20 protein-coding genes are annotated in these 20,216 nt (G+C 71.5%); 7 read left to right on the top strand and 13 right to left on the bottom strand.

Going from position 1 to position 20,216, the window contains the following annotated elements:
- Positions 1-71: 71 nt before the first annotated feature.
- On the top strand, positions 72-794 hold the full coding sequence (locus ACGFT2_RS21670; protein WP_393280654.1) for a 3'-5' exonuclease: 723 nt from the start codon (positions 72-74) through the stop codon (positions 792-794).
- Positions 795-898: 104 nt separating this feature from the next.
- Here ACGFT2_RS21670 and ACGFT2_RS21665 read toward each other — a convergent pair whose 3' ends face one another.
- Positions 899-1,762 (bottom strand): phosphotransferase, encoded by an 864-nt coding sequence (locus ACGFT2_RS21665; protein WP_393280651.1) that lies wholly within the window; start codon positions 1,760-1,762, stop codon positions 899-901.
- A 173-nt stretch (positions 1,763-1,935) separates the two neighbouring features.
- Here ACGFT2_RS21665 and ACGFT2_RS21660 point away from each other — a divergent pair, with 173 nt between their 5' ends.
- From ACGFT2_RS21660 to mgt, 4 genes are all read left to right on the top strand, one after another.
- Positions 1,936-2,847, top strand: a complete 912-nt coding sequence (locus ACGFT2_RS21660; protein ID WP_393280648.1) for a carbohydrate ABC transporter permease — start codon at positions 1,936-1,938, stop codon at positions 2,845-2,847.
- Complete coding sequence (locus ACGFT2_RS21655; RefSeq protein ID WP_393280646.1) at positions 2,844-3,677, top strand: carbohydrate ABC transporter permease; 834 nt, start codon at positions 2,844-2,846, stop codon at positions 3,675-3,677. The genes ACGFT2_RS21660 and ACGFT2_RS21655 overlap by 4 nt, the downstream gene beginning before the upstream one ends.
- Before the next feature lie 5 nt (positions 3,678-3,682).
- A complete protein-coding gene (locus ACGFT2_RS21650; RefSeq protein ID WP_393280643.1) occupies positions 3,683-4,951 on the top strand; it encodes an ABC transporter substrate-binding protein in 1,269 nt (422 codons plus the stop codon).
- Between the two features lie 78 nt (positions 4,952-5,029).
- Positions 5,030-6,247: a macrolide-inactivating glycosyltransferase gene (gene mgt, locus ACGFT2_RS21645; protein WP_393280639.1), complete on the top strand. Its 1,218-nt coding sequence runs from the start codon at positions 5,030-5,032 to the stop codon at positions 6,245-6,247.
- A gap of 191 nt (positions 6,248-6,438) precedes the next feature.
- Here mgt and ACGFT2_RS21640 read toward each other — a convergent pair whose 3' ends face one another.
- On the bottom strand, positions 6,439-8,685 hold the full coding sequence (locus tag ACGFT2_RS21640) for an MMPL family transporter (protein ID WP_393280636.1): 2,247 nt from the start codon (positions 8,683-8,685) through the stop codon (positions 6,439-6,441).
- Between the two features lie 465 nt (positions 8,686-9,150).
- Here ACGFT2_RS21640 and ACGFT2_RS21635 point away from each other — a divergent pair, with 465 nt between their 5' ends.
- Together ACGFT2_RS21635 and ACGFT2_RS21630 are read left to right on the top strand one after the other, a co-directional pair.
- Positions 9,151-9,702 carry a DUF1697 domain-containing protein gene (locus ACGFT2_RS21635; protein WP_393280633.1) on the top strand — a complete coding sequence of 184 codons (552 nt, stop codon included), beginning with the start codon at positions 9,151-9,153 and terminating at the stop codon, positions 9,700-9,702.
- Between the two features lie 718 nt (positions 9,703-10,420).
- Positions 10,421-10,723: a hypothetical protein gene (locus ACGFT2_RS21630; protein ID WP_393280630.1), complete on the top strand. Its 303-nt coding sequence runs from the start codon at positions 10,421-10,423 to the stop codon at positions 10,721-10,723.
- 25 nt (positions 10,724-10,748) lie between these two features.
- On the opposite strand, the gene ACGFT2_RS21625 is transcribed toward ACGFT2_RS21630, so the two are convergent.
- The 11 genes from ACGFT2_RS21625 to ACGFT2_RS21575 all read right to left on the bottom strand — a co-directional run bounded on the left by ACGFT2_RS21625 (position 10,749) and on the right by ACGFT2_RS21575 (position 20,150).
- Positions 10,749-11,489 carry a sirohydrochlorin chelatase gene (locus ACGFT2_RS21625; RefSeq protein WP_393280628.1) on the bottom strand — a complete coding sequence of 247 codons (741 nt, stop codon included), beginning with the start codon at positions 11,487-11,489 and terminating at the stop codon, positions 10,749-10,751.
- Between the two features lie 6 nt (positions 11,490-11,495).
- On the bottom strand, positions 11,496-12,380 hold the full coding sequence (locus tag ACGFT2_RS21620; protein ID WP_393280625.1) for an ABC transporter permease: 885 nt from the start codon (positions 12,378-12,380) through the stop codon (positions 11,496-11,498).
- On the bottom strand, positions 12,367-13,146 hold the full coding sequence (locus ACGFT2_RS21615; RefSeq protein WP_393280623.1) for an ABC transporter ATP-binding protein: 780 nt from the start codon (positions 13,144-13,146) through the stop codon (positions 12,367-12,369). Before ACGFT2_RS21615 ends, ACGFT2_RS21620 begins: the two co-directional genes overlap by 14 nt.
- A gap of 35 nt (positions 13,147-13,181) precedes the next feature.
- The gene (locus tag ACGFT2_RS21610; RefSeq protein ID WP_393280620.1) at positions 13,182-14,285 is read right to left on the bottom strand and encodes an ABC transporter substrate-binding protein; all 1,104 of its coding nucleotides are present in this window, start codon (positions 14,283-14,285) and stop codon (positions 13,182-13,184) included.
- Positions 14,286-14,520: 235 nt separating this feature from the next.
- A complete protein-coding gene (locus tag ACGFT2_RS21605; RefSeq protein WP_393280618.1) occupies positions 14,521-15,855 on the bottom strand; it encodes a sulfate adenylyltransferase subunit 1 in 1,335 nt (444 codons plus the stop codon).
- A 2-nt stretch (positions 15,856-15,857) separates the two neighbouring features.
- Positions 15,858-16,793 carry a sulfate adenylyltransferase subunit CysD gene (gene cysD, locus ACGFT2_RS21600; protein WP_393280616.1) on the bottom strand — a complete coding sequence of 312 codons (936 nt, stop codon included), beginning with the start codon at positions 16,791-16,793 and terminating at the stop codon, positions 15,858-15,860.
- Positions 16,790-17,356, bottom strand: coding sequence for an adenylyl-sulfate kinase (gene cysC / locus ACGFT2_RS21595; RefSeq protein ID WP_393280613.1), 567 nt, complete (start codon positions 17,354-17,356; stop codon positions 16,790-16,792). The genes cysD and cysC overlap by 4 nt, the downstream gene beginning before the upstream one ends.
- A complete protein-coding gene (locus tag ACGFT2_RS21590; protein ID WP_393280611.1) occupies positions 17,353-18,066 on the bottom strand; it encodes a phosphoadenylyl-sulfate reductase in 714 nt (237 codons plus the stop codon). The genes cysC and ACGFT2_RS21590 overlap by 4 nt, the downstream gene beginning before the upstream one ends.
- Positions 18,063-18,245 carry a hypothetical protein gene (locus ACGFT2_RS21585; protein ID WP_353599495.1) on the bottom strand — a complete coding sequence of 61 codons (183 nt, stop codon included), beginning with the start codon at positions 18,243-18,245 and terminating at the stop codon, positions 18,063-18,065. The genes ACGFT2_RS21590 and ACGFT2_RS21585 overlap by 4 nt, the downstream gene beginning before the upstream one ends.
- On the bottom strand, positions 18,242-19,939 hold the full coding sequence (locus ACGFT2_RS21580; protein WP_393280607.1) for a nitrite/sulfite reductase: 1,698 nt from the start codon (positions 19,937-19,939) through the stop codon (positions 18,242-18,244). The genes ACGFT2_RS21585 and ACGFT2_RS21580 overlap by 4 nt, the downstream gene beginning before the upstream one ends.
- 127 nt (positions 19,940-20,066) lie before the next feature.
- A complete protein-coding gene (locus ACGFT2_RS21575) occupies positions 20,067-20,150 on the bottom strand; it encodes a putative leader peptide (protein WP_309486338.1) in 84 nt (27 codons plus the stop codon).
- Positions 20,151-20,216 lie beyond the last annotated feature (66 nt).

Here is a 20,216-nt window from a genome sequence, read left to right as displayed (position 1 = left end):
CCCCGGATTGTCAGTGCCGCGTGCGATGGTGGAGCCACTGGGGGAAAGCACCACAAGAAGGGGGGCCGCCCATGGGCTGGCACCGGGAGCTGCTGATCGGCTTCGACCTGGAGACGACCGGGACCGATCCGCGAGAGTCGCGCATCGTGACGGGTGCGGTGATCGAGGTCAGGGCCGGTGAGCCGTTGGGACGCCGGGAGTGGCTGGCCGATCCGGGCGTGGAGATCCCCGCCGACGCGGTCGCGGTGCACGGCATCAGCAACGAACGCGCGACGGCCGAGGGCCGCCCCGCCGACCAGGTGGCCGACGCCATCGCCGGCGTGCTCGTCTCCTACTGGCAGGCGGGCGTCCCCGTCGTCGCCTACAACGCGGCCTTCGACCTCACCCTGCTCTCCGCGGAACTGCGCAGATACGGCCTGCCGTCCCTCTCCGACCGGCTCGGCGGCCGCGACCCCGCCCCGGTGATCGACCCCTACACCGTCGACCGCTGGGTCGACCGCTACCGCCGCGGCAAGCGGAATCTGGAGGCGGTCTGCACGGAGTACGGAATAGCCCTCGACGCGGCCCACGACGCCACGGCGGACGCCCTCGCCGCGGCCCGACTGGCCGCCGCGATAGCCGGCCGCCACCCGAAGATCGCGTCCCTGGGCGCCGCCGAACTCCACCGCTGCCAGATCGAGTGGTACGCCGCCTGGGCGGCGGACTTCCAGGCCTTCCTGCGCCGCAAGGGGGAGACGGACGCGGTGGTGGACGGGGCGTGGCCGCTGCGGGAGCCGGCGGGCGAGCGGGTCTGACCGGGCCGGCACCGGCTCAGCACCTCGGCACCTCACGGCCTCGGCACCTCACGGCCTCGGCACCTCACGACCTCGGCACCTCACGACCTCGGCACTTCAGCACTTCAGAACGGATACCAGCGCACCGTCGCGTCCTCGTCGCGCAGGGACGCCACCCGCCGGCGGAACTCGGCAAGTGCCTTGGGGTTGGCCGGCGCGTGCTGAGCCACCCACGCACAGCTGGCCGTCTCCCGGGCGCCCCGCAGCACCGCACAGCCCTCCCACTCCCGCACGTCCCACCCGTACGCCTCGGTGAACGCGTCGTACGCCTCGGCCGGCAGCCCGTACCGGTCCCGGGACAGGGCCATGACCACCAGGTCGTGCTCGCGCAGGTCGGCGGAGAAGGTCTCCAGATCGACCAGGACCGGGCCGTCCGGGCCGATGTGCACGTTGCGGGGCAGCGCGTCGCCGTGGATCGGCCCGGGCGTCAGACGCGGGGCCAGTGCCGCCGCGGCCGCCGCGAATCCGTCCCGGCGCGCGCGCAGATATGCCGCGTCCGCCGGGTCGATCGCGTCGCCCGCGAGCCGCAGCCAGCGCTCCACGCCGCTCAGCAGCTCGCGAGGCGGCAACGCGAAGCCGGGGGAGGGGAGTTCGTGCACGATCCGCAGCAGCAGCGCCAGATCCCGTGGCTCGGCCGGCCGTACCGGATCGGGCAGCCGGTGCCACACGGTCACCGGGTGTCCCAGGACCAGCCGTGGCCTCGGCTCCGCCGCCCGCACCGCGGGCACGTCCGCCGCGGCCAGCCAGCCGGCGATGTCCAGCTCGCGCCCGGCCCGCTCCAGCAGTTCGGCGCCGCGGCCCACCTTCACCACCAGGTCACCGGCGGCGAACACCGCGTTCTCACCGAGGGCGAGGAGCCGCGCGGCCCCGGCCGGGCCCGGCAGCACTCCCGCGGCGGCCAGTACGTCCCGCGCCCGTGCCTCGTCCATCCTCGTGCCTCCGTGCCGTCTTCGCGTGCCGACCGAGGGCCCACCGGCGTGAGCCGGATGCGGGCCGTTCCCGGTCAGTCTCGCATTCGCACAGGTCGCTCGGTGTGCGCGGTCCCTTGACGAGGTAGCGGGCCTTTACGACCATGAACACGCCAACCGAGGGGGCTGATTCCGTGACAGCAGTGGCCGACGCGCGGCGACCCGTCCGCCGGCGAAGGGCCGACCGCGGAACCTGGTTCCTGGTCCTGCCCGCCCTCCTCCCGATCCTGGTGCTCAGTGTCGGCCCGCTGCTCTACGGCGTCCTGCTCGCGTTCACCGACGCCCAGTCCGGCCGGACGGCACCCACCCGGTGGATCGGGGCCCTCAACTTCCGCGACCTGCTGCACGACACCCTCTTCTGGGAGTCGTTCCGAATCGGACTCGTCTGGGCGGTCGGCGTCACCGTGCCCCAGTTCCTGCTGGCGCTCGGCCTCGCCCTGCTGCTCGCCCAGGATCTGCGCCTGCGGGGACTCGCCCGCGCCCTCGCGATCGTCCCCTGGGCGATGCCCGAGGTCGTCGTCGGCATCATGTGGCGGCTCGTCTACAACCCGGACGCGGGCGTGCTCGACGAGACCCTGCGCGACCTCGGCCTGGGAGACGGCAGGGACTGGCTGAGCGGGCTGGCCACGGCGCTGCCCGCAGTGATCGTCGTAGGCGTCTGGGCGGGGCTGCCGCAGACCACGGTCGCCCTGCTCGCCGGTCTGCAGAACGTCCCGCGCGAACTCCAGGAGGCGGCCGCGGTGGACGGCGCGGGCGCCTGGCGCCGCTTCCGCGCGGTCACCTGGCCCGCGCTCAGACCGGTGGCCCTCGCCATCACCGCGCTCAATCTGATCTGGAACCTCAACGCCTTCGCCCTGGTCTACGTCCTCACCAACGGCGGACCCGGCGGCAGAACCCGGCTGCCCATGCTCTTCGCCTACGAGGAGGCCTTCCGATACGGCCAGTTCGGCTACGCGGCGGCCATGGGCTGCGTGCTGGTCGCGGTGGTCTCCGTCCTGCTCGCGGTCTTCCTGGCCGGCCGGCTGCGCGGCGGCGGGCAGGCATGAGGATCAGCCGCCGGACCCGCGCCGGCCAGTACGCCGCACTCCTCGCCTACCTCCTCTTCCTCGCCTTCCCGTTCCTCTGGCTGCTGTCCACCGCACTGAAATCCCCGCGCGAGCTGGGCGCTCTGCACCCGTCCTGGATCCCGCGCCACCCCACCCTGGACAACGTCCGGCAGGCCTTCGCCGAGCAGCCGCTGGCGCACGCCGCCCTCAACTCCCTGCTCGTGGCGCTCGCCACCGCCCTCGTCGCCGTACTCGTCGCGACGCCGATGGCGTACGTCATGGCCCGGCGGCGCACCCGGCTGGCCCGCGCCGCCACGGGATGGGTGGTGGTCAGCCAGGCGTTCCCGTTCGTGCTGGTGATCATCCCGCTCTTCCTGGTGCTGAAGCACCTGCGGCTGGTCGACTCCCTGACCGGACTGGTGCTCGTGTACGTGGTGTGGGCGCTGCCCTTCGCGCTGTGGATGCTCGTCGGCCACGTCCGGGCGGTGCCCGCCGAACTGGAGGAGGCGGCGGCCGTCGACGGCGCGGGCCGGCTCAGGACCCTCGTGTCGGTGACCGCGCCGCTGCTCGCGCCGGGCATCGCGGCGACGGCGCTGTTCGCGTTCGTCACCGCGTGGAACGAGTTCTTCTTCGCGCTGGTGCTGCTCAAGAGTCCCGGGAAGCAGACCGTCCCGGTCGTCCTCACGCACTTCATCGGCGCGGAGGGAGTGGCCGACCTCGGCCCGCTGGCCGCGGCCGCGTTCCTGGCCACGCTGCCCTCCGTGGCCCTGTTCGCTCTCCTGCAACGGCGGATCACGAGCGGCCTGCTCGCCGGGGCGGTGAAGAGCTGATGCGGATGCCGGGCAAGGCGCTCGTGGTGCTCCTGCTGCTCCTCGCTGGCTGCTCCTCCCCGGGCCACCGCGACGGCCCGATCACCCTGCGCTTCCAGTCCCTGGCCTGGCAGCAGGAGTCCGTCGCCGCCAACAAGGATCTGGTCGAGGAGTGGAACGCGACCCACCCGCGCGTCAAGGTCGAGTACGTCCAGGGTGGTTGGGACAGCGTGCACGACCAGCTGCTCACCTCCTTCGAGGGCGGCGAGGCACCGGACGTCATCCACGACGCCTCCGACGACCTCGCCGACTTCGCCCACGGCGGCTACCTCGCCGACCTGACCGGCCTGCTGTCCGCCCGGCTCAGGGCCGACATCCCGCGCGGCAGCTGGGACTCCGTCACCTTCGGGCGCGGCGTCTACGGCGTGCCGTTCCTCCAGGAGCCCCGGGTGCTGATCGCCGACTCCACCCGGCTGCGGGCCGCGGGGGTGCGCATACCGACGCCGGAACACCCGTGGAGCTGGGCGGAGTTCCGGCAGGCCACCAAGAGGCTCAGCGGGCCCGGCAGGTACGGCGTGGCCTGGCCGCTCAAGGAACCGGTCTCCGTCACGCTCAACCTCTCGCTGTCGGCGGGCGGCCGGCTCTTCCACCGGGGCGCGGACGGCAAGGTCCGGGTGCGCTTCTCGGCCGGTGACGCGGTCGTGCCGCGCACCGTCCACGACCAGGTGGCCGTCGATCACAGCGCCCCCGCCTCGACGCTCGGCAGCGGCGGCTCCGACACCCTGCCCGGCTTCTTCGCCGGCCGGTACGCGATGGTCCCGCTGGGCTTCTCCTACCGCCAGCAGATCGTGCAGCAGGCCCCCGAGGGGTTCCGCTGGCAGGTGCTGCCCGCCCCGGCGGGTGCCGGCGGACTCGCCCAGGGTGTCAGCCCGCAGACCCTGTCCGTGGCCGCCGACTGCCCGCACAAGAAGGAGGCGGCCGCGTTCATCGACTTCCTGCTGCGGCCGCCGAACATGGTCCGCCTCGCGCTCGGCGACTGGATGCTGCCCACCGGCACGGAGGCGCTGCGGGATCCCGCCCTGCACACCACGGAGAACGGCTGGGCGACCGGCACCGCCCTCGCGGCCCGGCTCCGCCCGGCGCCCGCCCAGTCCGTCCGCGGCTACGCGGAATGGAAGGACAAGGTGGCCACCCCGGCCTACCAGGAGTACTACAGCGGCGCGATCGGCCTCGGCGAGCTGCGCAGCCGTCTGGAGAAGGACGGCAACCTCGTGCTGGCCCGGTACCAGCGCTGACGCGGACCGTGGCGAGGGTGCGCGCCCGGACGGGAAAATGATTAGACGAGACGGTTCGTCTTGTCTAACGTCGTGGTCATGACCGCCATCACGACCGCACCTGCCCACATCGCCATGTTCTCCGTCGCCGCCCACGGCCATGTGAACCCGAGCCTGGAGGTGATCCGGGAGCTCGTCGCCCGCGGGCACCGGGTCACCTACGCCATCCCGCCCGCGTTGGCCGACAAGGTGGCCGCCACCGGGGCCCGGCCGGTGCGTTACACCTCCACGCTGCCCGGTCCCGACGCCGACCCCGAGGCCTGGGGCAGCACCCTGCTCGACAACGTGGAGCCGTTCCTGGCCGACGCGATCCAGGCGCTCCCGCAGCTGATCGAGGCCTACGCCGGCGACGAACCCGACCTCGTCCTGCACGACATCACCTCCTACCCGGCCCGTGTCCTCGCCCACCGCTGGGGCGTCCCGGCCATCTCCCTGTCACCCAACCTCGTCGCCTGGGAGGGCTACGAGAAGGAGGTCGCCGAGCCGATGTGGGCCGAGCCCAGGAAGACCGAACGCGGACGGGCCTACTACGCCCGGTTCGAGGCGTGGCTGGCGGAGAACGGGATCACCGAGCACCCGGACTCCTTCGTCGGCCGACCGTCCCGCTCGCTGGTACTCATCCCCAGGGCCCTCCAGCCGCAGGCCGACCGGGTCGACGAACGCGTCCACTCCTTCGTCGGCGCCTGTCAGGGCGACCGGGCCGAGCAGGGCGACTGGCAGCGCCCCGCCGGCGCCGCGAAGGTCGTCCTGGTGTCCCTCGGCTCCACCTTCACCAAACAGCCCGGCTTCTACCGTGAGTGCCTGCGCGCCTTCGGGGACCTGCCCGGCTGGCACCTGGTCCTCCAGATCGGCGGCCAGGTCGACCCCGCCGAGCTGGGGGAGCTGCCGGCGAACGCCGAAGTGCACCACTGGGTACCGCAGCTGGCGATCCTCCGGCAGGCCGACCTGTTCGTCACCCACGCCGGCGCCGGCGGCAGCCAGGAGGGACTGGCCACGGCCACGCCGATGATCGCCGTACCGCAGGCCGTCGACCAGTTCGGCAACGCCGACATGCTCCAGGCACTCGGCGTCGCCCGGCAGCTGGCCACCGAGGAGGCCACCGCCGACCGTCTCCGAGAGGCCGCGCTCGCCCTGGTGGACGACCCGGAGACCGCCCGCCGGCTGAAGGAGATCCAGGCGGAGATGGCCCAGGAGGGCGGCACCCGGCGGGCGGCGGACCTCATCGAGGCCGAACTGCCCGCACACCGCGGGAAGTAGGGGGCACCGGGTGGTTCGCCACCGGTGCCGGGCCACCGGCGGGCCCCGCGCGAGCACCTCGTACGGGGCCCGCACCGCGCCACTCGCGGACCGCTGCGCGAGCACCGTCGTGCCGGGTCCGCGCGGACGGGGGACGGAGCGGGCCCGCCGGTTCCCGGAGGAACGGGCGGGCCCGGTGGCGGCGGGCGGGCTCAGACCGTCAGCCGCTCGCCCTCCTCGCGCACCGGCCGTGCGATCGCCTCGGGCACCTCGTCATGGGTGAGGTCCGGCAGCCGGTGCAGCCACCGGGGGAGGTACCAGTTGCGCTCGCCGAGCAGCGCCATCACCGCCGGCAACAGCACCCCGCGGATGACCGTCGCGTCGATGAGGACGGCGGCCGCCAGGCCCACGCCCATCTGCTTCATGGACTGCATGGACAGCGTGCCGAAGATCGCGAAGACGGCGACCATGATGACCGCCGCGCTGGTGACGACACCGGCCGTGGTGACCACGCCGTGCCGGATCGCGTCCTTCGTGTCGCGGCCGCGCAGCCGGGCCTCGCGGATCCGGGAGACCACGAACACGTGGTAGTCCATGGACAGTCCGAACAGGATGACGAAGAGGAACAGCGGCAGCCAGGTCACGATCGCGCCGACCCCCTCCGCGCCCACCAGCGAGGCACCCCAGCCGTGCTGGAAGACCGCGACCAGAATGCCGTAGGCGGCGGCCACCGAGAGCAGGTTGAGCACGATCGACGTGATCGCGATGGTCAGCGAGCGGAACGACAGCAGCATCAGCAGGAAGGCGAAGACGACCACGAAGGCGAAGACCGGCACGACCGAGCCCATCAGCTGGTCGTTGAAGTCGTGGTTGCCCGCGACCTGCCCGGTCACGGGCGCCTGCACCCCGTCGACCTTGCCGAGCGTGGCGGGCCGCACCTCGTCGCGCAGCTTCTCCAGGTTCCGCGTCGCCCGGTCCATGTCGGAGCCGCCGACCAGCGGCACGGAGACCAGGGCCACGTTCTGCGCGTCGTGCAGCTTGATGTCGACGGGGCCGCGCGAGGCGCCCGACGCGATCGCCTGCTTCTTGAAGTCGGCGAGTGCGCGGCGCACTTCGGGCGCGTTGATGTCCTTGGCCTTGACCACGACCTGCGCCGGCTCGCTGCCGCCCGGGAAGGCGTCGTTGATGCGGTTGTAGGTCTGCACGATCGGCAGCGAGTCGCCGAACTCCTGGTCGAGGGTGAGCTGCTGGGTCTTCATGCCGAGCGCCGGCGCGGCGATCGCGAGCAGCGTGCCGCCCGCGACGGCGACCGAGACCAGCGGCTTGGCGAGCACCCCCCGCAGCACGGCGGTCCAGAACCGGCTCCCGTCGTCCGTGCGGTGCTGCCGGCGCCGGCGCCCGAGGAACGGCAGGCGTCCCTTCTCGACCCGCTCGCCGAGCAGCGACAGGAGCGCGGGCAGGACCGTCACGGACCCGACCATGGCGACCGCGACCACCATCAGCGAGGCCAGACCCATCGCCTCGAACTCGGCGAGCCCGGTGAACAGCATGCCCGCCATCGCCACGCACACGGTGACGCCGGAGACTACGATCGCCCGGCCACTGGTGGCGGCGGCGATCCTGAGCGCGGTTGCCGCGTCCCGCCCGGCCTCCCGCTCCTCACGCTCACGGCGCAGGTAGAACAGGCAGTAGTCGACACCGACGGCCATACCGACCAGCAGCATCACGGAGTTGGCGGTGTCGCTCATCGGCTGCAGATGACTGACCAGGCCCATCAGGCCCATCGTCGCCATGATCGCGGTGATCGCGAGGGCCACCGGAAGCAGCGCGGCCACCAGCGCCCCGAAGGCGATCAGCAGGATGCCCAGGGCCACCGGCACGGCCGAGTACTCGGCCTGCTGGAAGTCGTTCCCGAAGGCGTCCTTGTACTGCTTCTGCATGCTGGCGCCGCCGATCTCCTCGATCCGCAGGCCGCCGTGCTGCTTCTGCACCCCCGCGACGGCCTTCAGTACCGGCTCGATCCGGTCGGCGGCCGTCTCCGCGTCACCGCGCAGATCGAACCGCACCAACGCGCTGCGGCCGTCCCGGGAGACGGTGTGGCTGTCGTACGGCGAGGTCACGCCGGTGACCTCGCCGGTACCGTCGACAGCCGCGACGACGTCCGCGACGGCGGCGCGGAACTCGGCGCTCGTGGCCTTGACGGCGCCGCCGTTCCCCGCCTGGATCAGGACGGTCTCCGCGGCCGGCTCCTCGATCCCCGCGTCGTCGATGATCCGTGCCGCGGTGCGGGTCTCGCCCTTGAGCTGGTCGCTCTCGTCCACGTCGACCCGGCCCGCCGCCGAGCCGAGGCCCATCGCCAGGACCACGAACAGCACCCATATGCCGACGGCCGCCCAGCGGTGCCGGGCGCTCCAGCCGCCGGCGCGGGCGGCCAGCCCCCGCACCTGTGTCTTCCCCATGACGGGCGCTCCCCCTCGTGTGCGGTGACGGCCCCCTGCCGCCACGTCTGTGCTTGCTCCCTCGACGCTATGGGCCGGACCGGCACGCCTCGTCGTGCTGCCCGGTGAGGTGCGGCGGGCGCCGCTCCCCACTGCGGAGGACGGTGGGCCCTTACATCTATCGGCGGTTCTCCGGGACGGGACTCAGGGACGCGCGCCGCATCCGATGCGCCGCGACCGACCGTCGACGCCGGCACTCCGGTATCCGATGGGCCGTGTCGGCGCCGCCGCTTCCGCGCCGGCCGTGTCCGATCCGCCGACAGAGATCACCTTTGTGATTACAGAGCCTTGTTGAACAAGTCACAGCTGCGTGTAGGAGTTGATCCACGGGCCGGTCATCGGCCAGAGTTTCGCGCAGCCGGCGCTGCCGGCCCCGGCCGTCGTGCCCGCCCCCACGGGGCACGACGGCCGTTCTATCGTGGCCGGATGACGACCTATGCGGCGCTGCTGCGCGGAATCAACGTCGGCGGGGGCAAGAGGCTCCCCATGGCCGAACTGCGCACGCTCATGACCGGCCTCGGCCACACCGGTGTCCGCACCCATCTGCAGAGCGGCCAGGCCGTGTTCACCACCGACGACGGCGATGCGGAATCACTGGCGGCGGAGCTGGCGCGGGCGATCGAGGAGCGCTTCGGCTTCCCGGTCGAGGTGCTGGTGCGCGACCACGCCTACCTGAAGTCGGTCGTCGACGCATGCCCCTTCCCGGCCGCCGGCCTGGAGGGCAGGCAGCTGCACGTCACCTACTTCTCCGCCGCCGTCACCCCGGACCGGTTCGCGGAACTCGACCAGGCCGCCCACCTCCCCGAGGAGTTCCGGCTCGGCGACCGCTGCCTGTACCTGTACGCCCCCGACGGCGTGGGCCGCTCCAGGCTCGCCGACGCGCTGGCCCGGCCGCGGATCACCAAGGGCCTGACCGCCACGAGCCGGAACTGGAACACCGTGGTCAAGCTGGCCGAGCTGACGTCCACGGCGGAGTGACCCCCGGGGGGCGGACCGCCCGAGGCGGATCAGCCGGACGGTTCGACCTCCTGCCCGCGTCAACTCCCGGCGAAGGGACACGCGTCGGGAAACCGGAGGCCGGATTGGCCGATAACCGCCCCTCCGGCACGAGAGTGCCAACACAGGTGTGACACGCGGGCGGTGACCGGCGCAGAACGAAGAGCCACCGCGGTCCGACGCCACAGGGGAGCGCCGGACCGCGGTGTCCGTTATCACGTGCCCGCCCCCGCATGGCCCGGCTCACCGAACTCCGCGAGGAATCCAGCACGCTGTTCCTAGGCTGGGAGCGCGCGCAACGGCCGAAGCGGAACGGACGGACGAAGGAGACGGGCACGCCATGGCCCACGCACGGGCGCATCGATCACCCCCCCGGCGGCGGCCGGCGCCCGGTCAACGCACACCGATCACCCGGAAGAGTGGCTGTTTTCGGCCCAGTCGGCGCCGACGCCACCGGCGCAGGCGGGCGGCCACGCAGGAGAGCCGACCGCACCCCGACCCGCCGTCACCCGTACGGCCAAGCCGTTCCGATCCTCCGTACACGCACCGCCGGCATCGGTAACGTCAGCGGTCCCGGACCGCCCGCATCGAACCCGCGGAGTCCCGGCCCCCCGACGGCCGCCCGGAACGGCCGGTCGCCGAGGACCGGAAGCCCCGCGAGGACCACTAGCCCCCTGAGGGCCAGAAGCGAGGACAGCACATGAGCACGTACAACTTCGGACCCGCCCACGGACCGGTCGGCTACGGCGACAACAACGCACTGGACCTGGAGACCCTCATGGAGGTCGCCGACCGGCTCACCGCGACCCTGCACGCCGAGTACCCGGCGCTGGTCGGCCAGGGCGAGGTGATCCAGCGCGAGTTGGCGCTCTCCGCCGAGGACGGTCTGCCGCCGAACCGGGGCCGGATCCGTTCCGCGCTGGAGAACGTCGCGATCACGGCGGCGGCCGGAACCGGCAGCCTCACCTTCACCCAGTACCTCACGAACGCCCTCGGCCTGTGACCCGCCCGGGCCGGCCGGGCAGTGGTCAGGCGCCGAGTGCGGCGAGGGCCGGCCGGCGGGCCCGGTCGTAGCGTTCCAGCAGCACCCGCGCCACCTCCGGCGCCGGGCCCAGCACGTCCGCCAGCACGTCCGCCGCGGCGGCGCCGCGCGCGATGCGGTCCGGGAGGAAGCCGGGGGCCAGGACGTACGGCGCGACGGCGACCCGCTCACAGCCGAGGGCGCGCAGCTCACGCACGGCGTCCTCGGTGCGCGGAAGGGACGCGGAGGCGAACGCGGGCCGCACGGCGCACCAACCGGTGTGCCACCACTCCCGCGCGATGTCGGCGATCACCGCGCTCGCCTCCGGGTCGGTGGACCCCGCCGAGGCCAGCACGACCCCGGTCGAGGACTTGTCGCGGGGCGCCAGCCCCGCCTCGTACAGGCGCCGTTCGAGCGCCGAGAGCAGCAGCGGGGACGGGCCGAGCACGTCCGCCTGCCGGATCCGCAGCCGCGCCGGGGCCTGCCGCAGCACGGCCGGGATGTCGGCCTTGGCGTGGAACGCCCGGGTCAGCAGCAGCGGCAGGGCGACGACATCGCGCACGCCCTCCGCGGCCAGCGACTCCAGCACCCCCTGCGCCGAGGGGACGTTGAAGTCCAGGAAACCCGTCTCCACGCGCAGCCCCGGCCGCAGCGACCGTACCCGCTCCACCAGGGCGTGCACGGTCGCGGCGTGCCGCGGGTCACGGCTGCCGTGTGCGATGACGAGGAGGACGGGTCCGGTACGCATGGCGGATCAGCTCTTCACCAGCAGGCCGCGGGTGCGCAGCACCCACCGCTCCAGCGGACTGAAGATCAGCAGGTCGATGGCGATGCCGACGAACAGGATGAGCAGGATGGCCTCGAACACCATGGCCATGTCGCTGGCGGTGCGGGCGTTCTCCAGCAACTGGCCGAGGCCCACGCCCAGGTCGGGGAAGCTCGCGATGATCTCCGCGGCCATCAGCGACCGCCAGGAGAACGCCCAGCCCTGCTTCAGTCCCGCCACATAGCCGGGCAGGGCCGCGGGCAGGGTGACGTGCCAGATGCCCCGCAACCCCGTCGCGCCCATCGTCCGGCCCGCCCGCAGGAACAGCGGCGGCACCTGGTCGACCCCGGAGACCAGGCCGTTGGCGATGGACGGCACGGCGCCGAGCAGGATCACCGCGTACATCATCTTGTTGTTCAGGCCCAGCCAGATCAGCGCCGGCGGCACCCACGCCACCGACGGCAGCGACTGCAGACCGGACAGGATCGGGCCGATGGCCGCCCGCACGAACTTCACCCGCGCCACCACGAGGCCCAGCGGGGTTCCGATCAGCAGCGCGAAGAAGAAGCCCAGCAGACCGCGCGAGACGCTGGTCCAGATGTAGTCGAGCAGCTTGCCCTGGAGCCAGTCGTTCCGGATCGCCTGCCACACCGCCGACGGCGACGGCAGCTTGGTCGGATCGTCGGCGATCTTCAGAGTGATCAGGCCCTGCCAGACCGCCAGGACCACGGCGATCGCGAGGATCGGCGGCAGGATCTTGTCGAGGAAGGTCCGGCGCAGGGAGGGGCGGCTCGTGGCCGAGGTCTCCAGCGCGTCGAGGCCCGCCTCGACGCTCCCGGCGTCCTTGACCGGTGTCGTCTCAGTGCTGGCCATGACGGCGGATCTCCCCACGCAGAACTTCGGTGATCTCGACGGACAGTTCCGCCACGGGCGCGTCCTCGATACGGCGCGGCTGCGGAATGTCGACCTCCCACGTCCGGGCCACCCGGCCCGGACGGGAGGAGAGCAGGACGACCCGCTGGGCGAGCCGCACCGCCTCGCGCACGTTGTGCGTCACGAACAGCACGGACACGCCGGTCTCCGCCCAGATGCGGGTCAGCTCGTCGTGCAGCACGTCCCGGGTGATGGCGTCGAGCGCGGCGAACGGCTCGTCCATCAGCAGCAGGCTGCTCTCCTGCGCCAGCGCGCGGGCCAGTGCCACCCGCTGGCGCATACCACCGGACAGCTCGTGCACCCGCTTGCCGTACGCGCCCTTCAGCCGGACGAGTTCGAGCAGTTCCTCGGCCTTGGAGCGCCGCTCGGGCTTGGGAACCCCTCGCAGCTTCAGCGCGAGTTCTATGTTCTTGCCCGCGGTCAGCCACGGGAACAGGGCGTGTTCCTGGAACATCAGGGCCGGGCGGCCGTCCGTGTGGATGGCACCGGCGGTGGGCCGGTCAAGACCCGCCACCAGGTTCAGCAGTGTGGACTTGCCGCAGCCCGAGGCCCCCAGGAGGGTGACGAACTCGCCGGGCGCGACATCGAGGCTGATGTCGTCCAGTACGAGCTGCTGCCCGCGCGGTGTCGCGAAGGACTTCGAGACGTGCTCGAGGCGTGCGGCGTACTCGACCGACTGGTCGGCCTTGACGAGGGCCGTGGCCATGGTCGTCACCTCCTGGGTACTCGTCGGGAACAGGGTCAGCTCGTGCCGAGACCGGCGGCGTCGACCGGGCTCTCACCCGCGGCCTTGAGAACCTTGTTGAGGATCGTCAGGTCGTAGATCCCCTTCAGGTTCGGCCTGTCCAGCAGGCCGGCCTTGACCGCGTGCGCCGCCTCGGTGCCGAGAGTGGAGGCCAGCGGGTCGTCGGTGATCTGGATCGACTTCCACGCCGGGTCCAGGACGTCCGCCGGGAGCGCCTTGCCCGAGTCCGTCGCCAGCTGCTCGTTGGCCGCAGCCTTCGCCTCGGCGGGGTTGGCGTTGATCCACTTGTTGGTCGTGACCGAGGCCCTGAGCACCGCCTCGACGGCCTTCGGGTGGGCCTTCAGGAACTTCTGGGACACGATGATGTTCGTGATCACGAACTTCTTGCCGGGCCACAGCGCCGACTCGTCCAGCAGCACCTTGCCGCCCTGGGCGACCAGCTTGGACGCCGTCGGCTCCGGCACCCAGGCGCCGTCGACGGACCCGGACCTGTAGGCGTCCGGAGTCACCTTGTTGTCGCTGCGGACGACCGTGAGATCACCCTTGCCGCTCTGCGCGTCGACCTTCCAGCCCTGCTCGGCGGCCCAGTTGAGGAACGCCACGTCCTGCGTGTTGCCCAGCTGGGGCGTCGCGATCCGCTTGCCCTTGACGTCCTTCAGGGACTTGATCTTCTTCGGGTTCACGACCAGCTTCACACCACCGGACGCCGAACCTCCGACGATCTTCAGGCTCTTGCCGTTCGACTTGGTGTAGCCGTTGATGGCCGGGGACGGGCCGATCCAGCCGATGTCGATGGAACCGGAGTTGAGCGCCTCGATCTCGGAGGGGCCGGCGTTGAAGATCGCGGGCTTGACCTCGGTGGCGCCCAGTTCCTTCTGGAAGAAGCCCTTGCGGACGCCGACGAGCGCGGTCGCATGGGTCAGGTTCCCGAAGTAGCCGATCCTGACGTTGTCGAGCCCATCGGTCTTCTCGGCGCCCGCGGCGACCTTGGCGGTGTCGTCGTCCTTGGACTCGGACCCGTAGCCGCAGGCGGCGAGGGTCAGGAGAGGGAGCGCGGCCATCACCGCGAAGGTGCGGCGGAAAGCGTTCGTAGCAGGCACGGGAGGTGTTCCTCTCGGAGGCCCGGCGGTCACGGTCTCTCAGGTCGTGGCCGGGAGTTCGGCAAAGGGTCTTCGTCGCTTCCGGGACGTCGGGTGGGGGGACGGGGCGCGCAAGCGGTGCGCGTACGTCAGCGCACACATCGCGCCACTCCGCCCTGCCCGCTGCCGAGGGCGCCGCTGCCGACGCGGCCGCCCTCCTTCGCGAACGTCGAGTAGATATCGGTCGTCTGCATGCTCAGAAGTCCCAGCCGTCCTCGTCGGCCGCGGCCTTGACCGGCTCGGGGGCCGCGAACGACTCGCCGACCATGCCGGCGGTGAGTGTGGTGCCGTCGGACGGGTCGATCAGGATGAAGGAGCCGGTGCGGCGCGAGTCGGCGTAGGAGTCGACCGGCAGCGGCTCGGCGGTACGGATCTTCACGCGGCCGATGTCGTTGGCGACGAGCTGTCCGGGGTGCGGGTGCAGGGACAGGTCGGCGAGCGTGAGCCGGGACGGGATGTCCTTGACGATCGCCTTGACCGTGCGGGTGCCGTGCTTGAGCAGCACCCGGTGGCCGACGGTCAGCGGGGCGTCGGCGACGTGGCAGACGGTCGCCTCGACGTCCTGTGTGACGGCCGGCGCGTCCTCGGTCGGCACGATCAGGTCGCCGCGCGAGACGTCGATGTCGTCCTCCAGCAGCACCGTGACCGACTGCGTCGTCCACGCGGCGTCGACCGGCTCGCCGAGCACGTCGATGCCGGAGATCCGCGAGGTCCGCCCGGACGGCAGGACGGTGACCGGCTCGCCGATCCGGAAGGTGCCGGCCGCGATCTGGCCCGCGTAGCCCCGGTAGTCCGGGTGGTCGGCGGTCTGCGGCCGGATCACGTACTGCACGGGCAGCCGGGCGTGGCAGTGCGCGAGGTCGTGGCTGACCGGGACCGTCTCCAGGTGCTCCAGGACGGTCGGACCGCCGTACCAGTCCATGTTCGCGGACGGCTCCACCACGTTGTCACCGGTGAGCGCCGAGATCGGGATCGCGGTCACCTCCGGGACACCCAGCTCGATCGCGTACGCCGTGAACTCCTCGGCGATCGCGGCGAACACCTTCTCCTCGTACCCGACCAGGTCCATCTTGTTGACGGCGAGGACGGCGTGCGGGACGCGGAGCAGGGCGGCGATGGCCGCGTGCCGGCGGGTCTGCTCGACCACGCCGTTGCGGGCGTCGACCAGGATCACCGTCAGCTCGGCCGTCGAGGCGCCGGTGACCATGTTGCGGGTGTACTGCACGTGTCCGGGCGTGTCGGCCAGGATGAACCGGCGCCGCGGCGTGGCGAAGTAGCGGTACGCCACGTCGATCGTGATGCCCTGCTCCCGCTCGGCGCGCAGGCCGTCGGTGAGCAGCGCGAGGTCGGGGCCCTCCTGCCCGCGGCTCGCCGAGACACGCTCCACGGCCTCCAGCTGGTCGGTGAGGACCGACTTGGAGTCGTGCAGCAGCCGCCCGACGAGGGTGGACTTGCCGTCGTCGACGGAGCCGGCGGTGGCGAACCGCAGCAGCGTGGTGGCCGAGAGCGCCTCGGTCGTGGTCGTGGTCATGCTTAGAAGTACCCCTCGCGCTTGCGGTCTTCCATCGCGGCCTCGGAGAGCTTGTCGTCGGCGCGGGTGGCGCCGCGCTCGGTGAGCCGGGAGGCGGCGATCTCGGCGATCACTGCGTCCAGCGTGGTCGCGTCGGAGTCGACGGCGCCCGTGCAGGACATGTCGCCGACGGTGCGGTAGCGGACCAGACGCCTGACGACGGTCTCGCCGTCCTTCGCGCCACCCCACTCACCGGCCGTCAGCCACATGCCGGCCCGCTGGAACACCTCGCGCTCGTGCGCGAAGTAGATCTGCGGCAGCTCGATGCCCTCGCGGGCGATGTACTGCCAGACGTCCAGCTCGGTCCAGTTGGACAGCGGGAAGACACGGACGTGCTCACCCGGCGCGTGGCGTCCGTTGTAGAGGTTCCACAGCTCGGGGCGCTGGCGGCGCGGATCCCACTGGGAGAACTCGTCGCGCAGGGAGAAGACCCGCTCCTTGGCGCGGGCCTTCTCCTCGTCCCGGCGTCCGCCGCCGAAGACGGCGTCGAACCTCTCGCTCTGGATCTTCTCCGTCAGGGGGAGCGTCTGGAGCGGGTTGCGGGTGCCGTCGGGACGCTCCTTGAGCACACCGCGATCGATGTAGTCCTGGACGGAGGCCACATGGAGGCGCAGCCCATGTGCGGCGACCACACGGTCCCGGTACTCCAGGACCTCCGGGAAGTTGTGTCCCGTGTCCACATGGAGCAGGGAGAAAGGGATCGTCGCCGGGGCGAAGGCCTTCAGCGCGAGGTGCAGCATGACGATGGAGTCCTTGCCACCGGAGAACAGGATCACCGGGTTCTCGAACTCTCCCGCCACCTCACGGAAGATGTGCACCGCCTCGGACTCCAGCGCGTCCAGGTGCGAGAGCGTGTACGGGCTGTCCGTGCCGTTATCGACCTTGGCGATCGTGGTCATGCCAGTCCCCTCTCGGTCAGCAGCGCGTGCAGGGACGCGGCGGACTCCTGAACCGTCTGGTGCTGCGACTCGATCCGCAGATCGGGCGCCTCCGGCTCCTGGTACGGGTCGTCGACCCCGGTGAGCCCGGACAGTTCGCCCGCGGCCTGCTTGGCGTACAGCCCCTTCACATCACGTTCGCTGCACACCGCGACCGGGGTCGCCACATGGATCTCCAGGTACGGCGTGCCGTTCTCCTCGTGCCGTTTGCGCACCGCGTCCCGGCTGTCCGTGTAGGGCGCGATCACCGGCACCAGTGCTTTGACACCGTTGCGCGCGAGCAGTTCGGCGACGAAGCCGATGCGCTGCACGTTGGTGTGCCGGTCCTCGCGGGAGAAGCCGAGGCCCGCGGAGATGAACTCCCGGATCTCGTCGCCGTCGAGGACCTCGACCCGGTGGCCCTCGGCCCGCAGCAGGCCCGCCAGCTCGTACGCGATGGTGGTCTTGCCGGCGCTCGGCAGACCTGTGAGCCAGACGGTGGCTCCGGTCGTCACGTGGTTCTCCTGAATCGATTCGTTCGTCATCCGTGCAGCCCGCACTCGGTCTTGCCGCGGCCCGCCCAGCGGCCGGCGCGCGCGTCCTCGCCCTCCAGGACCCTTCGGGTGCACGGGGCGCAGCCGATGGAGGGGTAGCCGTCCATCAGCAGGGGATTGGTGAGCACGCCGTGTTCGGCGATGTACGCGTCCACGTCGTCCTGCGTCCAGCGGGCGATGGGGGAGACCTTGACCTTCCGCCGCTTCTCGTCCCAGCCGACGACCGGGGTGTTCGCCCGGGTGGGGGACTCGTCGCGGCGCAGGCCGGTCGCCCACGCCAGGTAGCCCTTGAGGCCCTCTTCCAGGGGCCGCACCTTGCGCAGTGCGCAGCACAGGTCGGGGTCGCGGTCGTGCAGCCTCGGCCCGTACTCGGCGTCCTGCTCGGCGACCGTCTGCTTCGGCGTGAGGGTGATGAGGTTGACGTCCATCACGGCCTCTACCGCGTCCCGGGTGCCGATGGTCTCCGGGAAGTGGTAGCCGGTGTCGAGGAAGACCACGTCGACGCCCTCGACCACGCGCGAGGCGAGATGGGCGACGACAGCGTCCTCCATGGAGGAGGTGACGCAGAACCCCTCGCCGAAGGTGTCCACCGCCCACCTGAGGATCTCCAGGGCGGAGGCGTCCTCCAGGTCGCGGCCCGCCTGCTCGGCGAGCGCCTTCCACTCCTCGGTCGTACGCTGCTGTTCCTGAGCCGTGGTCATATCCGGTCGTCCCCTCCGTCGTCGGCCCGCTGCAGCCCCCGGGCCAGCAGCCCGAGGAACTTCAGCTGGAATGCGCGGTTGCACGCCCCGCATTCCCAGGCGCCATGACCCTGTTCGTTCGGACGCAGATCCTCGTCACCGCAGTAGGGGCAGTAGAAAGGTGCGGCTCGCTCGCTCACGACAGCGCCTCCTCGGAAGCCCGGGCGGCCCAGGTGGCGAACCGCTCGCCGTCCTCGCGCTCGTCCTGGAACCGCTTCAGGACCCGCTCGACGTACTCGGGCAGTTCCTGCGAGGTGACCTTCAGACCGCGCACCTTCCGGCCGAAGCCGGGCTCCAGGCCGAGAGCGCCGCCCAGATGCACCTGGAAGCCCTCGACCTGGTTGCCGTCCTCGTCCAGGACCAGCTGGCCCTTGAGGCCGATGTCCGCGACCTGGATCCGGGCGCAGGCGTTCGGGCAGCCGTTGATGTTGATGGTGATCGGCTCGTCGAAGTCCGGCATACGGCGCTCCAGTTCGTCGATCAGCGCGATGCCGCGCGCCTTGGTCTCGACGATGGCGAGCTTGCAGAACTCGATGCCGGTGCAGGCCATCGTGCCCCGCCGGAACGGGGACGGGCTGACCGTGAGGTCCAGCGACTCCAGACCCGCGACGAGCGAGTCGACCTGCGACTCCTCGACGTCGAGCACGATCATCTTCTGCTCGACGGTGGTCCGGACGCGGCCCGATCCGTGTGCCTCGGCGACCTCGGCGATCTTGGCCAGCAGCGTGCCGTCGACCCGGCCGACGCGCGGCGCGAAACCGACGTAGAACCGGCCGTCCTGCTGCCGGTGCACACCGACGTGGTCGCGCCAGCGCTCCACCGGCTGCGCGGGTGCCGGCCCGTCGACCAGCTTCCGCTTCAGGTACTCGTCCTCCAGTACCTGCCGGAACCTCTCCGCACCCCAGTCGGCGACCAGGAACTTCAGCCGGGCGCGGGTGCGCAGCCGCCGGTAGCCGTAGTCGCGGAAGATCGAGATGACGCCCTCGAGGACGTCCGCGACCTCCTCCAGCGGGACCCAGGCGCCGAGCCGCACACCGATCTTGGGGTTCGTGGACAGACCGCCGCCGACCCACAGGTCGAAGCCGGGGCCGTGTTCGGGGTGCAGGACGCCGACGAAGGCGACGTCGTTGATCTCGTGGGCCACGTCCAGCAGGGGCGAGCCGGAGAGCGCGGTCTTGAACTTGCGGGGCAGGTTCGAGAACGCCGGGTTGCCGATGATCCGGCGGTGGGCCTCCTCGATGGCCGGGGTGCCGTCGATGATCTCGTCGGCGGCGATGCCGGCGACCGGCGAGCCGAGGATCACGCGGGGGGTGTCACCGCAGGCCTCGGTGGTGGACAGGCCGACGGCCTCCAGGCGCTCCCAGATCTCGGGCACGTCCTCGATCCGGATCCAGTGCAGCTGGATGTTCTGCCGGTCGGTGATGTCGGCGGTGCCGCGCGCGAACTCCTGCGAGATCTCGCCGATGACCCGCAACTGCCGGGTGGTCAGCCGCCCGCCGTCGATGCGGACGCGCAGCATGAAGTACTCGTCGTCCAGCTCCTCCGGCTCCAGGATCGCCGTCTTGCCGCCGTCGATCCCGGGCTTGCGCTGGGTGTACAGCCCCCACCAGCGCATCCGGCCGCGCAGGTCGTTCGGGTCGATCGAGTCGAAACCGCGCTTGGAGTAGATCGTCTCAATGCGTGTCCGCACATTGAGACCGTCGTCGTCCTTCTTGAACTGCTCGTTGCCGTTGAGCGGGGTGAAGTGACCCGCGGCCCACTGACCCTCGCCGCGGTGACGGCTCACCCTGCGGCGGGGCGCGGAGTCGGCGGGGTTCGGCGGGTTGGCGGCCATGGTTCTACGTCCTTCGGGACAGGCGAAAAGCGGCTCTGACCTGCGCACACATGCGCATACGGGCGCGGTCGCGCGTCATCGCGCAGGCGGGAAATCAGGTACGGGGGATCTCGGCTGTGCTGAAGCGTCAGCTCGCCGGACAGATGGCGCTGGACATGCGGCCGAGGTCGACGTGCCGCCGACTCACCAAGGCAATTCCAGTTCCAGACATGACGGAAGCGTGTCACGGCGATCTGGACACAGTCCAGCTTTATCCAACATGCGGACACCCTTGTCC

The organism is Streptomyces sp. NPDC048514 (genome assembly GCF_043199955.1).
GTDB lineage: Bacteria > Actinomycetota > Actinomycetes > Streptomycetales > Streptomycetaceae > Streptomyces.
Note: the sequence above shows the minus strand (reverse complement) of the source record. Positions and strands in the feature narration are given on the sequence as shown.